This is a genomic window from Thermodesulfobacteriota bacterium, assembly GCA_036397855.1.
In the GTDB taxonomy this organism is placed as follows: Bacteria; Desulfobacterota_D; UBA1144; order Nemesobacterales; family CSP1-2; genus DASWID01.
On record DASWID010000049.1, the window covers coordinates 1 to 16,700 of the forward strand.

Here is a 16,700-nt window from a genome sequence, read left to right on the forward strand (position 1 = left end):
GAAACCTCAATCGAAAAGATCCTATTCCTGACAATGTCCTTATTAGGCTCATCAGCGGTCTATCTTATAATATCAAAACTTTTAAAGATAGACGAGGTTGACCAACTCATAGGTCTCTTAAGAAGGAAATCCATAATCAAAGGATAAAAGCTGCCTGGCATCATTGTTTTGTTGATTTTTGTAGTAAGTTCCTAAGAAATTAAACTGTGTAATAGTACACAATACAAACTGTGGAATTTTAAACACTGGAAAAGAACTTATTGATTTTATAACATTTTCGGATATTCTAACCTGGTAAAGTTCTTAACTTTAATTGTTGAGTGAGCAATCGGCATAAAAATTGCTATGTTTTAGGTGAGAGGAGTGGATGTATTAATCTAATTTAGATTTTGCCAAGTCGTTAATCCAAATTTCTCATGTCTAATATAAAAGGAGAATTTAGTTGAGAAAAAGAATTTTGGTCACAGGCGGCGCCGGGTTCATTGGATCCCATCTCTGTGAACGCCTGTTGAACGAAGGAAACGAGGTACTGTGTGTTGATAACTTCTTCACTGGCACCAAGGACAACATCAATCACCTCACGAGAAACCCCTACTTCGAATTCATAAGGCACGACATTTGCTTCCCATTATACGTCGAGGTCGATGAGATATACAACCTTGCCTGCCCAGCGTCTCCGATTCACTATCAATTCGATCCGGTTCAAACCACAAAGGCAAATGTACTGGGGGCAATAAACATGCTAGGCCTGGCTAAAAGGTTAAAAATAAGGATCTTTCAAGCCTCAACAAGCGAAGTATATGGTAACCCTACTATTCATCCTCAGCCAGAAACCTATTGGGGTAATGTGAATACAATAGGTCCAAGGGCATGCTATGACGAGGGGAAGAGATGTGCCGAGACCCTATTTTTCGATTACCATCGCCAGCACAAATTGGATATCAAGGTTGCAAGAATATTTAATACTTACGGCCCGAGAATGCATCCAAACGACGGTCGGGTTGTGAGCAACTTCATACTCCAGGCCCTCCGGGGGCATGACATAACTGTCTATGGAGATGGAGTGCAAACACGGTCCTTCTGTTACATTGATGATATGATTGAGGGAATCTATCGATACATGAGTGTTACAAACGGTTTTGTAGGACCCGTAAATCTAGGAAATCCATCCGAGGTCACGATCCTCGATCTTGCCAAAATAATCATTGATCTCACAGGATCAAGATCCAAAATTGTTTTCAAACAATTACCCCAGGATGACCCGGAGAGGAGGATGCCCGATATCTCTCTGGCAAAATCAAGACTGGGTTGGAAGCCGGAGGTAGATTTAAAAACCGGCCTGATGAAAACAGTAGAGTATTTCGCGGAGAAAATAAAGAATTAAATTATGAAAACATCCCAAATCAATGATCTCTCAATGAAGACCTTACCTGTTATTAGCACTTTTATGACACTTAACTTGTTAAGCTCAAGTTAAAATCAAAATCATAAGCTATAGGAGGAATTGGATTCCACATGAATTACAGTACCGGCACGGCCTCGCGCATTGAGTTATTTTCAACTGTACCTGAATTTCGGCGCCCAACTGTAAGGGGCAAATTTCTATATGTTGGTGATGAGAAATTCTACGTCCGGGGCGTCACATATGGCACATTCCGTCCAGATGCAGATGGGTATCAATACCCGGACCCTCAGACCGTCGATAAAGATTTCGCAAGGATGGTAGAAAATGGAATCAATTCAGTTCGCACTTATACCGCGCCTCCAACATGGTTTCTGGACAAGGCGCAGAAACATGGACTATATGTGATGGTGGGTCTTTGGTGGGAACAATTTGTAACGTTTCTGGACGACAAAACACTGACCCTATCAATTGAAAAAAGGATTCGAGAATGGATACGGTCTTATGCAGGTCATCCAGCAGTGCTGTGTTATGCGATTGGAAACGAGATCCCTTCCTCAATTGTGCGCTATCATGGCCATCGAATGATCGAGAGGTTTATTGAGAGACTGTATCGGATTGCGAAATCTGAAGATCCTGACGGGCTTGTCACCTACGTAAATTATCCAACGACTGAATACCTCCAACTCCCATTCATTGATATCGCCTGTTTCAATATATATTTAGAATCAAAAGATAGACTTGAAGCTTACCTTTCCAAATTGCAAAACCTAGCTAGCGACAAACCACTCGTAATGGGTGAAATCGGACTCGACAGTCGTAGAAATGATGAAGACTCACAGGCCCATTCACTAGACTGGCAAATTCACACCGTATTTGAATCAGGTTGTGCCGGAGCTTTTGTATTCGCATGGACAGATGAATGGCACTGCGGAGGTTGTGACATAGAAGACTGGGATTTCGGACTGACAAGCCGAAAGCGTCTACCGAAAGCTGCTCTAAGAACCGTCCGAAAAGCTTATTCAGAGGTACCTTTTGGGAGCATGAGACGCTGGCCCAAAATTTCAGTGGTTGTATGCACCTTCAATGGAAGTAAAACGATAAGCAAGAATTTAGAATCGTTATCAAAATTACGATACCCGAACTACGAAGTAATAATAGTAAACGATGGCTCTAATGATATAACTGAAGCAATAGTAAAAGAATATATGTACAAATATGGTTTTAGATTAATCACAACAGAAAACAGGGGGCTAAGTAATGCGCGTAACACCGGCTTGGAATCTGCAACAGGTGAAATAATAGCTTATGTTGACGATGATGCTTATCCTGACCCGAACTGGCTAAGCTATCTTGCAAATGAATTCAGAAAAACTAGCCACGTCGGAATCGGCGGACCTAATATAACGGCTGAGAATGATGGGCCAATTGCTGAGTGCGTATCAATCTCACCCGGAAATCCCGTGCATGTACTGATATCAGATACCGAAGCTGAGCATATTGCAGGTTGCAATATGGCATTTCGCAAATCAGCGCTTATAGAGATAGGAGGGTTCGACCCCCAGTTCAAGATTGCAGGCGACGATGTAGATGTTTGCTGGATGTTGCAGAAGCACGGTTACACACTGGGATTCAGTCCCGCGGCAATGGTCTGGCATAGCCGGCGTAGTTCTTTTAAATCATACTTAAAACAGCAATCAAACTACGGCAGGGCCGAGTCACAACTAGAGAAAAAATGGCCGGAAAAATATAATACTGCCGGTCATATTAGCTGGTCCGGGCGTATATATGGAAATGGATTCTGCAACAAAATAAATTTATTCGGCACAAGAATCTACCAGGGTATTTGGGGAGCCGCGCCATTTCAATCGATATACCAACCTTCAAATGGAATGTTTAGCTCATTACTCCTCATGCCAGAATGGTATCTTATTGTCGCCGGTCTTCTGTTGCTGTCCCTAATCGGATTTTTTTGGTCTCCCCTCCTGTACTCATTACCCCTTCTCGGAGTGGTGCTATTAGCACCCGTAATTCGCGCCATTCTCAGCGCAAACCAGGCCAGATTTGGAGGGCTATCAAACTCGTCAATCAAGCTACTTAGACTACGTACTTTCACTGTCATTCTACATATACTTCAGCCTATTGCCAGATTATATGGAAGGGTTAGTTCTGGCCTGACCCCGTGGCGGAGGCGAGGCTTATGCAAACTCTTTTTACCTTGGGCGCGCAAATGCACTATTTGGAGCGAAAAATGGATTGCTCCCGAAAAAAGACTAGAATCGATCGAGAAGGCTCTCAAGAATACAGGTTCGATTGTGCGGCGAGGCGGAAATTTTGATCGATGGGATTTAGAAGTGCGTGGCGGATTATTTGGTTCTCTCAGAATTCTGATGGGAATTGAGGAACACGGCGGTGGTAAACAGATGGTACATCTACGCTCTTGGCCGAAGGTATCTGCGTTTGGTATCGGATTAACCATCATCTTAGCCCTTCTTGCTGGACTAGCGGCATTCGATCAGTCCTGGTATGCATACTTGTTTCTCGGAACTCTATCTGCGCTTGCAGTCATTCGTTCAATCGGCGACTGCGCTGCCGCTACGGGATCTTACTTAAAGGCTATTGAGCAATTCTTTCAGGAATCACCGTCCTAGATGATGAAACCCAATTACTCTGATACTAAAATTTTAAGAAAACTACTGAATGAGGCAAGACCCTTCCACACACATTTATTCCTAATATTGTTATTAGGTCTACTGGCAACACCGCTCACACTCCTCACGCCTATTCCTCTCAAGATTGCTGTTGATAACATATACGGATCAAACCAGTTACCAGAATTATTTAGTTCTGTAATTCCCCATTGGTTTATCAACTCTAAGCTAGGTATGCTTGGCTTTACCGCAATTATACAAGTCTTAATCATATCATTCGTACAACTCCAATCGCTTGGAAATCAATTGTTGAAGACAAGTGTAGGTGAAAAGCTAACCCTCAATTTCAGGGCAAGGCTTTTCCGTCATGTTCAGAGGTTATCACTCAATTATCACGACTCAAAGGGAACCGCTGATTCTATTTATCGAATTCAGTATGACGCCCCATCCATTCAATGGGTTATCATATATGGTTTCATTCCTTTCATATCTTCGATAGTCATGTTCGTAGCAATGATTTGCGTTATCATCAGAATCGATGCACAGCTTGCCCTAGTCGCTCTGACGATCTCGCCATTTCTATTTATATTTTCGAGAACCTATACTTCCCGCATGCGAGGCAGGTATAAGGATGCAAAAATACTTGAAAGCACTGCTCTAAAAGTAGTTCAAGAAGTATTAACTTCGGTTCGCCTGGTAAAGGCATTCGGGAAAGAGGAATATGAGCAGGAGAGATTCCTGGATCATTCGAAAAGGGGTATGGTGACAAGAATTTGGCTATCGTTTGCAGAAGGGGGATTTGGTCTACTCGTAAACATAACAACAGGAGTTGGCTCAGCCCTTGTTCTTTTTATCGGTTTTAAAAATGTATTTTCCGGTACGCTAACCCTGGGCGAACTTCTAATGGTGTTGGCATACCTCGCGCAGCTTTATGAACCGTTAAAGACCATTAGTAACAAAACAGCGACAATACAGTCATCGATAGCAAGCGCACAACGCTCTTTTGAATTACTCGATGAACTACCTGAAGTTCTAGAAAGGCCTAATGCTAGAACAGTTAAGAGAGCTTTAGGCTCAATAAGTTTTGAAAATGTTTCTTTCTCCTATAACAGGTCTAATACTGTTCTTTCCGATGTATCTTTTAACATTAAACCGGGAACAAGAGTAGGATTTATTGGTAGAACCGGGGCCGGTAAAACAACTATCATCAGTCTCTTAACAAGGTTTTACGACCCCAATTTGGGCTTTATAAAATTGGATGGTATTGATATGAGGGATTATAAGATTTCAGACCTTAGAAATCAATTTGCAATTGTTCTTCAAGAATCAGTTTTATTTTCGACGACCATTGCTGAAAATATAAGCTATGGAAAACCGGAGGCCAAATTTCAGGAAATTGTCAATGCGGCCAAGGCTGCAAACGCCGATGAGTTCATAAATAAACTACCCGATCAATACGAAACACTAGTCGGTGAACGAGGCATGAAGCTTTCTGGGGGTGAACGTCAGCGCATAGCTTTGGCTCGAGCATTTCTGAAGGATGCGCCAATTCTCATACTTGATGAACCAACCAGTTCAGTCGATATCAAAACCGAAGCTTCGATCATCGATGCTATTAATCGTCTGATGAAAGGACGAACAACATTCATGATATCCCACCGTCCTGCTACGCTTGAATATTGTGATTTCTTTATAGTAATTGATGAAGGTAGAATTCTAACCACATCATCTGAACTACATCTAGCACTAAAGGAATTACATAGATTTACCGAGCGAGAACTTGCACGCATAAATGTTTCATCAATTTAGCAATGTGTATAATGCAAGCACCAAAAGCCCCTTACTCAAATTAAAACAAATAAAACGGAGAGGATCGGAAATATATCACCTGAATTTAACTATTAACGAATGATTGATGGAAGCCCTGAGGAGTGAAAATAACAAATTAAATATTAATATCAATTATCCACCTGCTAGACGTGGACTAATTGTCCTATGGGGTTTGATCGCCTCTTTTCCCTTTCCAGGCATGGCCTGGCATCGTCTACATTACCTCGCCGGACTTCGTCGGCTCGGCTTCGATGTCTGGTATGTTGAAGAGACAGACATACCAGTCATGAAATTTGATAACCTCTGGCGAACGCTGGATTACGAACCAAATCTGAGGTACCTCTCTGATCTAATGGAGTTAATCGGTTTTGCAGACCGCTGGATTTTCAAACCTCCCGGACAGTCTGAAATGTGTTTTGGGGCAAGGAATCTTGATGGTATGGATCAACTTTATCGAGATGCAGATATCGTTATCAACCACTCCGGTGCTCAGACTATTCGCCCCCACCACTCTAATATTAAGTGCCTCGTACATATTGAAACCGATCCTGTAGCTAGCCAAATAGATGTCGCATCTGGAAATAATTCAATTATAAATAAACTAAGCTCCCACCATTACCTCTTTTCTTACGCTACTAACATCGGAGCTCCCGATTGTAAAATCCCAGCACAGAAGTTCACATGGATACCTATGAGACCACCTGTCTGCGTTGACTGGTGGTACGCAAGTAAAAACCCTGGAAAACCACAACGACTTACTACGGTAGCAACCTGGAAACACTCAACAAAAGATAGAAGTTGGAAAGGTGAATCTTGGCACTGGAGTAAACACCACGAATTCCTTAAATTCATTAAGCTTCCAAGAAAATCTAGGTTGCCACTCGAACTAGCCATAGGCGGAATAACCAATGACGAAGTGGAAAATCTGAAGGATAATGGCTGGAAAGTCAGGGCCGCAAAAGACCTTTCTGACTTAAGCAAATACAGAAATTATATTCGGAATTCATCGGGAGAGTTCACAATAGCCAAGGAACAATACGTGGCTTCTCGAAGTGGATGGTTTAGCGATCGCAGCACCACTTACCTCGCATCTGGTCGACCTGTTATAACCCAAGATACCGGGTTTGGGAATTCGATACCAACTGGTGAAGGTCTATTCGCATTTTCTACAGAAGAGGAGGCGCTTGCTGCAATAGATGCTGTAGCTACTGACTATGAAAGGCATGCATCAGCAGCGCTCGAAATAGCTAATGAGTACTTCGAGGCCGAGCGGATATTTAAGGATATGCTGACAAATATTGGAATCCTGTAATTCACCCTTTCATAAACATTCACCGTTGAAATTTAGTAAGGATATGTAATAAAATGCCCCTGTGATTTAACCAAAATTCAATTATAGGTTAGATTATAAAGGAAAGATTGTATCAAAATGAATATACCATTCGCTCCTCTATGGTGAAAACTACCTTAAAATCAAGACAGAGGTTAGCTAAATCACGATCATCCCTAATTAAGGCTCTAAAGGGTGATGTTGGTATTGATCTCTACTGGCGCTCTGAGCTGTCTTTCCTTTCAGACTGGCCCATGGCACAAGACTCTCTAACCTTCATAATAAACTTAATAGCCAGTCTAAAACCAAAGCATATTCTTGAATTTGGATCCGGTCTCTCCACTCATGTTATGGCAGAGGCGTGCAGGTTACTTAAGTTGAGATGCAAAATTACTTCGATCGACCATGACCCAGAATTCGGAGCGGATGTAGCAAAAAGATATTTAACCATGCCGGAGGCCAGTAATAATATCAACTTTCTATTCGCACCCCTTGTGGCCCGAAGTTTTGGTGGAAAGTATTTGCCATCCTATTATATTAAGCAGGTACACGCTCAATCAATAGGAGCTGCAGATCTAGTTTTAATAGATGGACCACCAATTTATCTAGGAGGTCGCGAAGGAATATTATATCAAGCAATGGGCTTTGCCACCCCCGGTACTATAGCACTTTTAGACGATGCCAATCGCAATCAGGAAAAGCATATCATTTCCAATTGGCAAGACACGCTAGGCAACAACATTGAAATAAATCTCCTCGCGGAATTTGAGAAGGGGCTTGCTGCGGTCGTAATAAACGAACCGATCCAGAAAGACGACCTCTATAAACATAAAATAAAGTTAACTGAACTGGATATTTGCACATTAATAGGGAAAAATGTACCATTCATAATTGTCGATGATGAGATGTGCATAAGGAAGAATATAACCTCAAACCGAAAGGTTATAAATTTCACAGAAAAAAATGGTAAATACTGGAAACCATCAGACGTCCAAGAGGCAATCCAAGAGTTTGAAAATTTGCGCGGACTTGGCGCAAAGTACATTGTGTTTGTTTGGCCGTCTTTCTGGTGGTTTAAGTATTACAACGGTATCCACACGTATCTGAAATCTAAATTTCGGTGCATTATAGAAAATAATAGATTAGTAATTTTTTCCATGCAACAGGCTTAGCATCTGAATTTTTCCGGCGGTATATGAATTCCATTCAATCGGGCTCTCTTCAGATTGTACCTTGATTTTATTAAACAAATTGTGATAATATGGCGACGGGTATGAAATAGCAATAAAAATAACCGGCTAATTCATCTCATTATATCGAATTAATAAAAAATTGGGGTGCTGGAAATATTTGGCGGGGATAGATTACATTCCAAAGACCACCAATGGAAAGGATAGTTTTTTTTAAAATATCATTTCTCTCCTTCGTATTTCTTGCTTTATCTCCATTTGCAAATGGACAAGAGATAGATTCCAATAAAAATGTCACTTCAAGTCCTACTAATTTCACCCCACAACTCTATTTTAATCCCGGCACTAACATTCGAACTCCGACAGGCTCATTACAAGAAAACGCATTACCAAGTAATTTGGATAGTGATTTAAATCTCTTAAAAATTTGGCAATCACAAAAATGGGAAAAGCCAGAGGGTCTTTTACTCAGGGGAGAAACTTGGGGATTTCTTCATGTAGCTACTGATCCCGGAGCCTTTGATAATTTAATGTCCGTTGAAGGAGAAATGGCATATAGCCCGGTAGATGAATTTGATATTGAACAAGGGTTCCGAGAATACAAGCCTCAGATGTACAGATTAGGTTTAAGAGGTTCATGGTTGGGATTCGCATATGGGGCTAAATATGTGCAAGTTGAAGATGGCTTTGATAGAGTACCCGGGACACAATTGAGTAGTAATCAAGAGGGAAGGGAAATTTGGATCAACCGAACTCTAAATGTATCGAAATTTAAAACCTTTATATCGGATTACTGGGATAATGTTAATTTTAATCCAAATCGCCCAAAGGTAAGAAAAACACAGGCAGGAGCAGCGTTAGATATAGCATTTCCCTACTGGCCCGTTCTAAGCTTGTCCTACAGTCGTGGCAGTTCTTTAATTGCAACAAGGCGTGATGGATCTGTTTCCAAGAATGAATCTATCCAGTCCCTGAATTCTAGTCTCTATTACTTGATATCAAAATGGCAATTGTCGATAAATTCAAGCTATTCAATGGGTAAAGATAAAAACCAAAGAGATACGGAAAGCAAAATATTATTCTCTGAGATCAGGGGATCTTATTATCCTACTAAATCCGTGTCCATATCGCCCTCTCTAGGATTCACAAAGGAGCAATACAAGTGGACCGGAAGTGGACTTGATTACATGACACCGACCAGTTCCTTATCCCTTAACTATAGTCCTTCAAACAAGCCATTTAATATTAAGGCATATGGGCATTATTCGCGCCATACGAGTAATGATGGTTTTACAGACGCAAATACCTTCAATGGATTGGCTGAATTCGCCTGGAAGCTTGGTAAAACTCCGATTGGTGATCAAACCGTTTCATTAGAATTTGGTTATTACAATTATCTAAATTCGGTATTCTCTGAAAGCTCCTATCAAGAATACTCAGCATTCCTGGCGTACAAAATTGCTTCATTTTGAGTGATATTCTTAGATTAAAGAAGGGCTTGCTGCAAGGAACGAAAGACGTGTTTTGGAAGCAAGCCTCCGAGATAGCTCGCTGATTCTTCTTCCTCATTCTTTCATACCCGAGGACTCTCCGCTAAATGCTTACGAGGTATGAGTTTTGTCGGCGAGGCAGCCTTTGTTGTCATCCCCGAGGATTTTAATCGGGGATCCATCCCCGCCACAAACGTGCGGTCGTCTTGAATATTCGCGATATAACAGTAGAATTCTCGAAGCAAACTGCAGGAATCTTCCATTTGAAAATCATTTAAAGAATTGCAGAGCATTAAAACGTATGACACCTCTTATACGAAAATTGTGGGAATGGTGGAAGAGGGTAGCTAGGAAAATAGGAGATTTCAATGCCCGCGTTATCTTGACCCTATTTTATTTTATTTTTCTTGCACCCTTTGCCCTGGCAATACGTTTCCTTACCGACCCTCTTGCTATTAAAAATAAATCTACACCTTCATGGGGAATAAAGTCCCAAAATGAAGAATCCTTGTTGGAACAGGCGAGAAAACAGTTTTGATGCAGGATCAGGACAGGATGAAAGATACAGGATGCACGATGCAAGATTCCTGATGCATGATTCACTAGGCTGGGTTCATGATACACATCAATTTGTGTAAATTCGTGTTCATTCGTGGCTAAAAAGGAAAAGAGACGATGGATATATTAGGGATATCTTGTTATTTTCATGATGCTGCGGCAGCTCTGATTAGAGATGGAGAACTCATAGCAGCCGCCGAAGAGGAAAGGTTTACCCGTAAAAAGCATGACTATGAATTCCCACAGCATGCGATAGATTTCTGCCTGAAAGTCGGAAATATAAAATCACCGGAGTTGGATTATGTCGTATTTTTTGAAAAACCCTTCATAAAATTTGAACGCCTTCTCTTATGTTCGATGCAGACATTCCCTCGCTCTCTGAAGCTATTCAGAGAAGCTATGATTACATGGCTGGGAGATAAACTTTGGATCAGGCATCTGATCCAAAAAAGATTGAAAGTACCAGCTTCTAAAATTCTCTTTAGTGAACACCATCTTTCTCATGCGGCCAGCGCGTTTTTCTGCTCTCCCTTTGAAGAATCAGCCATTTTAACAGTCGACGGTGTGGGGGAATGGACAACTGCAACAATTGGTGTGGGAAAAGGGACTGACATCAGGATTTTAAAGGAAATTCGTTTTCCACATTCATTGGGTCTTCTTTACAGCGCCTTTACGGCTTATCTCGGTTTTGAAGTAAATGAGGGTGAATACAAGGTAATGGGGATGGCTCCCTTTGGTGAACCGAAATACGTTGATAAGGTCTACAAGCAAATCCGACTGTCAGGCGACGGAAGTTTTGAGTTGAATATGGAATATTTCCTATTCCATCAGTCTTCAGAAAAAACATACAACAGGAAATTTGAAGACCTTTTTGGACCATCCAGGAATCCTGATTCTCACTTTTTCACAGCCGCAAGTGGTTACCCTTCTTATTTCGGAGAAAAACCCACAAACTATGATGAGCTATGCCAAGAAAACCAATACTATGCGGATATTGCTTCCAGCATACAGGCAGTGACAGAAGATGTTTTGCTGAAGATGGCCAATCAGGCTTATCAAGAAACAGGCCTTAAAAACCTCTGCATGGCTGGTGGCGTTGCTTTGAATAGTGTAGCAAATGGGAAGATCTTAAAGGGAACACCCTTTGAGCGAATATATATTCAACCGTCGGCAGGGGACGGAGGTGGCGCTCTTGGAGCAGCCCTTTTTGCATATCACATGGTCCTTGGAAAACCGCGTAAGTTTATAATGGAACATGCCTATTGGGGGGAAAAGCATGGAAATGGTGAGATAGATAGCTTCTTAAAAGAAAATGCCATTCCCTATGAAAGAATAGAGAATGAAGACAGATTAATAGAGAGGGTTGTAGATAAACTTGGGGCAGGCAAGGTGATCGGATGGTATCAGGGTAGATTTGAGTGGGGTCCTCGCGCCCTGGGAAATAGAAGCATTTTAGCAGATCCAAGAAGGACCGATATGAAGGATATAGTTAACACAAAGATCAAGTTTCGGGAGCCTTTCCGTCCCTTTGCCCCATCTGTCCTTGTGGAAGAAACAGAAAATTACTTCTCATTACCTGAAGCTGCTCATCATTACCCCGCCAGATTTATGCTCTATGTCGTGGATGTCAATGAAGACAAACATGATGTGATTCCAGCCATTACGCACGTAGATGGCACGGGACGGCTCCAAACCGTTCAAAAAGAAATCAATCCCAGATATTACAAATTGATAGATACGTTCGGGCAAGCCACCGGTGTTCCAGTAGTTCTCAACACGTCTTTTAACCTCAAGGGTGAGCCAATTGTAAATACTCCGCAGGAAGCCTTTAACTCATTCGAAAGAAGTGGAATGGATGTTTTGGTGCTCGGAGATTATGTGGTTGAAAAAGAAGACCGGTGACCGGAGACGGGAGACGGGGGGACGGAGGACCGAAGATGGGAGACCGACTGAGTTATAAATTTCAGGAATTGACGGTATACCAGATGGCCTTAGATTACGTGGATCAGGTTTACAAACTTAGCAGTCGGTTGCCCGAAGAGGAGCGGTTTAATCTCAGGTCGCAGTTGGAACGAGCCGCAACATCAATTGTATTGAACATCGCCGAAGGATCTACAGGACAAAGCGACGCGGAACAAAATCGCTTTTTGGGGTTAGCTTTGCGTTCTTATCTGGAAACCGTAGCATGTTGGGATTTAGTTGAACGTCGTTGCTATTTCCGATCTGAAGATTTAGTATCAATTCGAGAGCTTGGCCATAATTTGTTCGTGAAGTTACAAGCGTTTCGAAAAAGTTTAAAATAGGAAACAAAGGGATAATGAATCTATTATTTGCTTCGGTCTTCCGTCTCCGGTCTTCCGTCTCCGGTCTTCGGTCCCCCATCTTCCGTCCTCATCAAAACTGAGGTATTATATGGCCAATGAGCTTCCTTGATGGCATAACAAACAGAATGGGCATAGCTGGAGAGCTTTTGAAATTCTTCTTACTGAACAAATGGTGGTGGCTAACTCCAATGATAATAGTCCTACTTTTATTCGGACTCCTTATCATATTTGCGCAGAGCTCTGCGATCGCACCATTTATTTACACGCTGTTTTAACAAATCATATTTGGTTTAACGCATAGTAGGTTCCTATCATCGGATAAACTTGACTCTTGTCTGTTTCCTGAAGTAATATCAACCGACAAATGGAAAAAGATGTAGTTCAAAATCAGATCGAACGGGCTAAGCTTAAAGACAAGTATGAAGAATTACTCTTAAAAGATCCGTCCTCTCCAAAATTCGTATTTCTTGCCGAAATTCTAAGAAAACAGGGTGACCTGCATAGGGCAACTGAGATACTAATCAAGGGGTTGAGAAGCAATCCCGACAGCATTACCGCAAGGTCAATTTTGGGAAAAATCTACTACGATAGGTGGATGATAGATCAGGCAAAAAATGAGATGGAAAAGGTAACGCGGGTTGCCCCTGATAATACTGATGCCGCCAAAATGCTGATTCAGATATATAGGAGCGAGGAAAACTATAATAAAGCTCTAGAGACCTGCTATTCTGCACTCGTCTTCAATCCGGAAGATTACGAATTAACGAAAGACTTGAAGGAACTAGAGAAAGGGGTCTCTTATGATGGGATAAAGACCACAAAAATGGAAACAGGCAAAATAGTAAATGATATCTTTGAATTAGACGAGGGACCGGAAGAAGAACCTTCTTCCGATTCGGTCATTGAGGAATTGTACACAGAGGCCATGGCAAATCTGTATATTGATCAGGGATTATACGTGAAAGCAATAGTCGTACTCGAAAAACTTCTAGCAAGGGAGCCCGAAAATGCCTCGATCCGCACTAAATTAAACCTATCTAAATCATTTCTACTGAGTGAGCGTTCTGGTTTTGAAGTAAGGAGAAAATAAAGGCTAGAGTAGGAATGTCAAATCCCCCCTTTGCATCTAGAGGGGGGAGTTGATTGATGGTGGAGAACTAAAGTCCTAAGCCACATGCCGGAGTGTGGGTGAGGTTTCAGTAATAATTAAAAACCCACATCCCATTAATAATCCTCCCCTTTTGTAAAGGGGAGCTAGAGAGGATTTAGGGAGATTTTCATGTCTTCGTCTCTGATTTTTTTTAACGCAATTTTTGGAATGCCTTCAGGTCTCTTTCGTTCTGAAAAGGATGGATGAAAACAAACCTATTCATAAAATTGCAAGAATTTTGTCCTCGAATTACTTGACATCGACAGCGATGACAGCTTGGGTGAAAGCAAATTATCACGCTAAAATAAGTTTTTTTCTCAAAAGTGTTTGAATATATGAACTCATTCAATTAGAGTATTATCGTATTCGTTTACAGATGACCACCCAAGGAAGAGGATGAACGATGAAAATTCTCGTTATTCATGGACCTAATCTTAATCTTCTTGGCAAGCGCGAGCCGGAAATCTATGGCTCCACTACGATTGATGAGATCGATAACCTGTTGGAAACAGAGGCGCAAAGCCTGGGGACCGAGATTGAATTTTCACAGTCAAACTCCGAAGGTGAGATTGTTGATAGAATCCAACGAGCTATGGGGAATATTGACGGAATCGTCATAAACCCCGCTGCCTATACCCATACAAGTGTCGCCATCAGAGATGCCATCGCTTCAACTGGTATACCAACTGTAGAGGTGCACATCTCAAACATTTACAAGCGAGAGGATTTCAGAAAGTTATCTTATATTTCAGGAGTTGCAGTTGGAGTTATATCAGGACTGGGCGTGAACAGCTACTTGCTCGCGCTTAGAGGGCTGGTAACCCACTTAAAGAAATGAAAGACGCCGGACGCACGATGCAGGATGCAGGATGCAGGATGCACGATGCAGGATAAAACATGAATCATGGATCATGCATCGTGTATCATTCATTGTAATGAAAAAGAACTGGGAACTAGAAAAACAAAATCCTAGGCTGGTCGAAAAGCTTGCCAAATCTTTGGGAATAAAGCCAGTGACAGCACAGGTCTTGATAAACAGGGGTATAAGAAACGAGGTCGAGGCGGAGCAATTTTTAAACAGTAGTCTCTTTGACCTTCCATCTCCATATCTACTTAAGGATATGGATAAAGCAGTAGACAGGATTAGGGGTGCTATTCAGCGAGTTGAAAAAATTGCAATTTATGGAGACTACGACGTCGATGGTATTACATCTACAGCAATACTGTATTTATTCTTAAAGAATCTAGGCGCAAACGTCATCTATTACAACCCCGATAGGTTGAAAGAGGGTTATGGCGTAAATATCGACGCAATACAAAAACTTAAGAATGAAGGCGTTTCTTTAATTATCTCCGGCGATTGCGGTATAACCGCACACGCTGAAGTGATTGAAGCTAAGAAGCTGGGAATTGATTTTATAATCACGGATCACCACGAGCCGCCTGACGTTCTTCCAGAAGCGGCTGCCATACTGAATCCTCATCAACAAGGCTGTATTTATCCGGGAAAAGAAATTGCGGGAGTGGGTGTAGTCTTTAACCTGGTTGTCGCCCTGAGAAGATCGCTCAGAGATTCAGGTTTTTTTGAAAGTGGTGAACCGAATCTAGGAGAATATCTCGACCTCGTAGCACTGGGTACTGTTTCAGACTGCGCTTCACTCAGAAACGTTAATCGTATATTCGTGAAAGAAGGGATAAAGAGGTTATCAAACGCAAAACGTCTGGGCATAATCGCGCTCAAAGAAGTTAGTGGTACTAAAAGCAAAGTTGATACTTATGATATTGGCTTCAGGCTAGGACCAAGAGTAAACGCTTCTGGAAGGCTAAACAGCGCTAGTTTGGCGGTAAAACTATTCATCTCGAATGATATCAAAAAAGCAAGAGAACTCGCTTCGATCCTAAACAATGAAAACTCAAAAAGGCAGACAATTGAGGGGAAAATTATCAATGATATCATTTCTCAAGTAAAAGCAAGCCCTACTGTTCTCGATATGAATGCCCTGGTGTTTGCCTCTTCCGATTGGCATCAGGGTGTTATAGGAATTGTTGCGTCAAAATTGGTCGAAATGTATCAGAAACCGACCGTTATCATTTCAATTCAGGAAGAGGGAATCGGCAAGGGATCTGCCAGAAGTGTGGAAGGTATAAATATTTATGACGCCTTATCCAAATGCAACGACTTATTTGAACAATTTGGTGGCCACGAACTGGCAGCCGGATTAAACATTAGGGTAGAAAAAATAGACGAATTCAGAAATCGGTTTGAAAGGGCTGTAAATGAAGCGCTTGGAGATTATACCTCAAAGCTTCGAATCGACAGCGCCCTTGATCTGTCCGGTGTCACCGAATCATTGATATCAGAGCTAGATCTTTTATCGCCGTTTGGAATTGGAAACCCTGAACCGGTATTCATAGCAACGTCCGTAGATGTAGCCTCCCAAAGATTATTAAAAGATAGGCACCTTGGTCTCAAACTAAATGACAATAATCGTATCTATGATGCAATTTGGTTTAACCCCAAAGAACCAGTGACAGTACCTAATAAAATAGACATCGTTTTCACCCCGGAATTTAATGAGTGGAATGGCAAAAAATCAATCCAGCTTAAAGTTAAGGATATTGATTGGTAAAAAAAATATATGAATAACTCTGCGGAAGCGGGAGGACATCGTAGTCGTAGTATGTAGAGAAAGATCCAACTATCGGGACAAGAATGTCCCGACTATCCATAATAGATACGGTCATCAATTACGATAGGCGGGGTTTTCCAACCCC

At 41.7% G+C, this 16,700-nt stretch carries 13 protein-coding genes; all 13 read left to right on the forward strand.

Annotated elements, in window-relative coordinates; all coding sequences use genetic code 11:
* Positions 1-442 precede the first annotated feature (442 nt).
* The 13 genes from VGA95_03765 (at position 443) to recJ (ending at position 16,555) form a co-directional block, all read left to right on the forward strand.
* Entirely contained in the window at positions 443-1,384 is a 942-nt protein-coding gene (locus tag VGA95_03765) for a UDP-glucuronic acid decarboxylase family protein (GenBank protein HEX9665656.1), read from the forward strand.
* A 131-nt stretch (positions 1,385-1,515) separates the two neighbouring features.
* Entirely contained in the window at positions 1,516-4,053 is a 2,538-nt protein-coding gene (locus VGA95_03770; protein HEX9665657.1) for a glycosyltransferase, read from the forward strand.
* Positions 4,054-5,862, forward strand: a complete 1,809-nt coding sequence (locus tag VGA95_03775) for an ABC transporter ATP-binding protein (GenBank protein ID HEX9665658.1) — start codon at positions 4,054-4,056, stop codon at positions 5,860-5,862. It abuts the gene before it with no gap.
* Between the two features lie 106 nt (positions 5,863-5,968).
* A complete protein-coding gene (locus tag VGA95_03780; GenBank protein ID HEX9665659.1) occupies positions 5,969-7,195 on the forward strand; it encodes a hypothetical protein in 1,227 nt (408 codons plus the stop codon).
* Positions 7,196-7,335: 140 nt separating this feature from the next.
* The gene (locus VGA95_03785) at positions 7,336-8,385 is read left to right on the forward strand and encodes a hypothetical protein (protein HEX9665660.1); all 1,050 of its coding nucleotides are present in this window, start codon (positions 7,336-7,338) and stop codon (positions 8,383-8,385) included.
* Positions 8,386-8,597: 212 nt separating this feature from the next.
* Entirely contained in the window at positions 8,598-9,875 is a 1,278-nt protein-coding gene (locus VGA95_03790; GenBank protein HEX9665661.1) for a hypothetical protein, read from the forward strand.
* Between the two features lie 319 nt (positions 9,876-10,194).
* Positions 10,195-10,431: a hypothetical protein gene (locus VGA95_03795; protein HEX9665662.1), complete on the forward strand. Its 237-nt coding sequence runs from the start codon at positions 10,195-10,197 to the stop codon at positions 10,429-10,431.
* 137 nt (positions 10,432-10,568) lie between these two features.
* On the forward strand, positions 10,569-12,353 hold the full coding sequence (locus tag VGA95_03800; GenBank protein ID HEX9665663.1) for a carbamoyltransferase: 1,785 nt from the start codon (positions 10,569-10,571) through the stop codon (positions 12,351-12,353).
* 35 nt (positions 12,354-12,388) lie between these two features.
* Positions 12,389-12,754, forward strand: coding sequence for a four helix bundle protein (locus tag VGA95_03805; protein HEX9665664.1), 366 nt, complete (start codon positions 12,389-12,391; stop codon positions 12,752-12,754).
* Between the two features lie 116 nt (positions 12,755-12,870).
* A complete protein-coding gene (locus VGA95_03810) occupies positions 12,871-13,050 on the forward strand; it encodes a DUF5989 family protein (GenBank protein HEX9665665.1) in 180 nt (59 codons plus the stop codon).
* Between the two features lie 89 nt (positions 13,051-13,139).
* On the forward strand, positions 13,140-13,865 hold the full coding sequence (locus VGA95_03815; GenBank protein ID HEX9665666.1) for a hypothetical protein: 726 nt from the start codon (positions 13,140-13,142) through the stop codon (positions 13,863-13,865).
* Positions 13,866-14,328: 463 nt separating this feature from the next.
* Entirely contained in the window at positions 14,329-14,763 is a 435-nt protein-coding gene (aroQ, locus tag VGA95_03820) for a type II 3-dehydroquinate dehydratase (GenBank protein ID HEX9665667.1), read from the forward strand.
* Between the two features lie 31 nt (positions 14,764-14,794).
* A complete protein-coding gene (recJ, locus tag VGA95_03825) occupies positions 14,795-16,555 on the forward strand; it encodes a single-stranded-DNA-specific exonuclease RecJ (protein ID HEX9665668.1) in 1,761 nt (586 codons plus the stop codon).
* Positions 16,556-16,700: the final 145 nt, after the last annotated feature.

What these genes read in the sequence shown, in the direction of transcription:
- VGA95_03770 (HEX9665657.1), top strand. Translation starts at nt 1,516, where the DNA reads ATGAATTACAGTACCGGCACGGCCTCGCGCATTGAGTTATTTTCAACT.
- VGA95_03775 (HEX9665658.1), top strand. Translation starts at nt 4,054, where the DNA reads ATGATGAAACCCAATTACTCTGATACTAAAATTTTAAGAAAACTACTG.
- VGA95_03780 (HEX9665659.1), top strand. Translation starts at nt 5,969, where the DNA reads ATGGAAGCCCTGAGGAGTGAAAATAACAAATTAAATATTAATATCAAT.
- VGA95_03785 (HEX9665660.1), top strand. Translation starts at nt 7,336, where the DNA reads ATGGTGAAAACTACCTTAAAATCAAGACAGAGGTTAGCTAAATCACGA.
- VGA95_03790 (HEX9665661.1), top strand. Translation starts at nt 8,598, where the DNA reads ATGGAAAGGATAGTTTTTTTTAAAATATCATTTCTCTCCTTCGTATTT.
- VGA95_03795 (HEX9665662.1), top strand. Translation starts at nt 10,195, where the DNA reads ATGACACCTCTTATACGAAAATTGTGGGAATGGTGGAAGAGGGTAGCT.
- VGA95_03800 (HEX9665663.1), top strand. Translation starts at nt 10,569, where the DNA reads ATGGATATATTAGGGATATCTTGTTATTTTCATGATGCTGCGGCAGCT.
- VGA95_03805 (HEX9665664.1), top strand. Translation starts at nt 12,389, where the DNA reads ATGGGAGACCGACTGAGTTATAAATTTCAGGAATTGACGGTATACCAG.
- VGA95_03810 (HEX9665665.1), top strand. Translation starts at nt 12,871, where the DNA reads ATGAGCTTCCTTGATGGCATAACAAACAGAATGGGCATAGCTGGAGAG.
- VGA95_03815 (HEX9665666.1), top strand. Translation starts at nt 13,140, where the DNA reads ATGGAAAAAGATGTAGTTCAAAATCAGATCGAACGGGCTAAGCTTAAA.
- aroQ (HEX9665667.1), top strand. Translation starts at nt 14,329, where the DNA reads ATGAAAATTCTCGTTATTCATGGACCTAATCTTAATCTTCTTGGCAAG.
- recJ (HEX9665668.1), top strand. Translation starts at nt 14,795, where the DNA reads ATGCAGGATGCACGATGCAGGATAAAACATGAATCATGGATCATGCAT.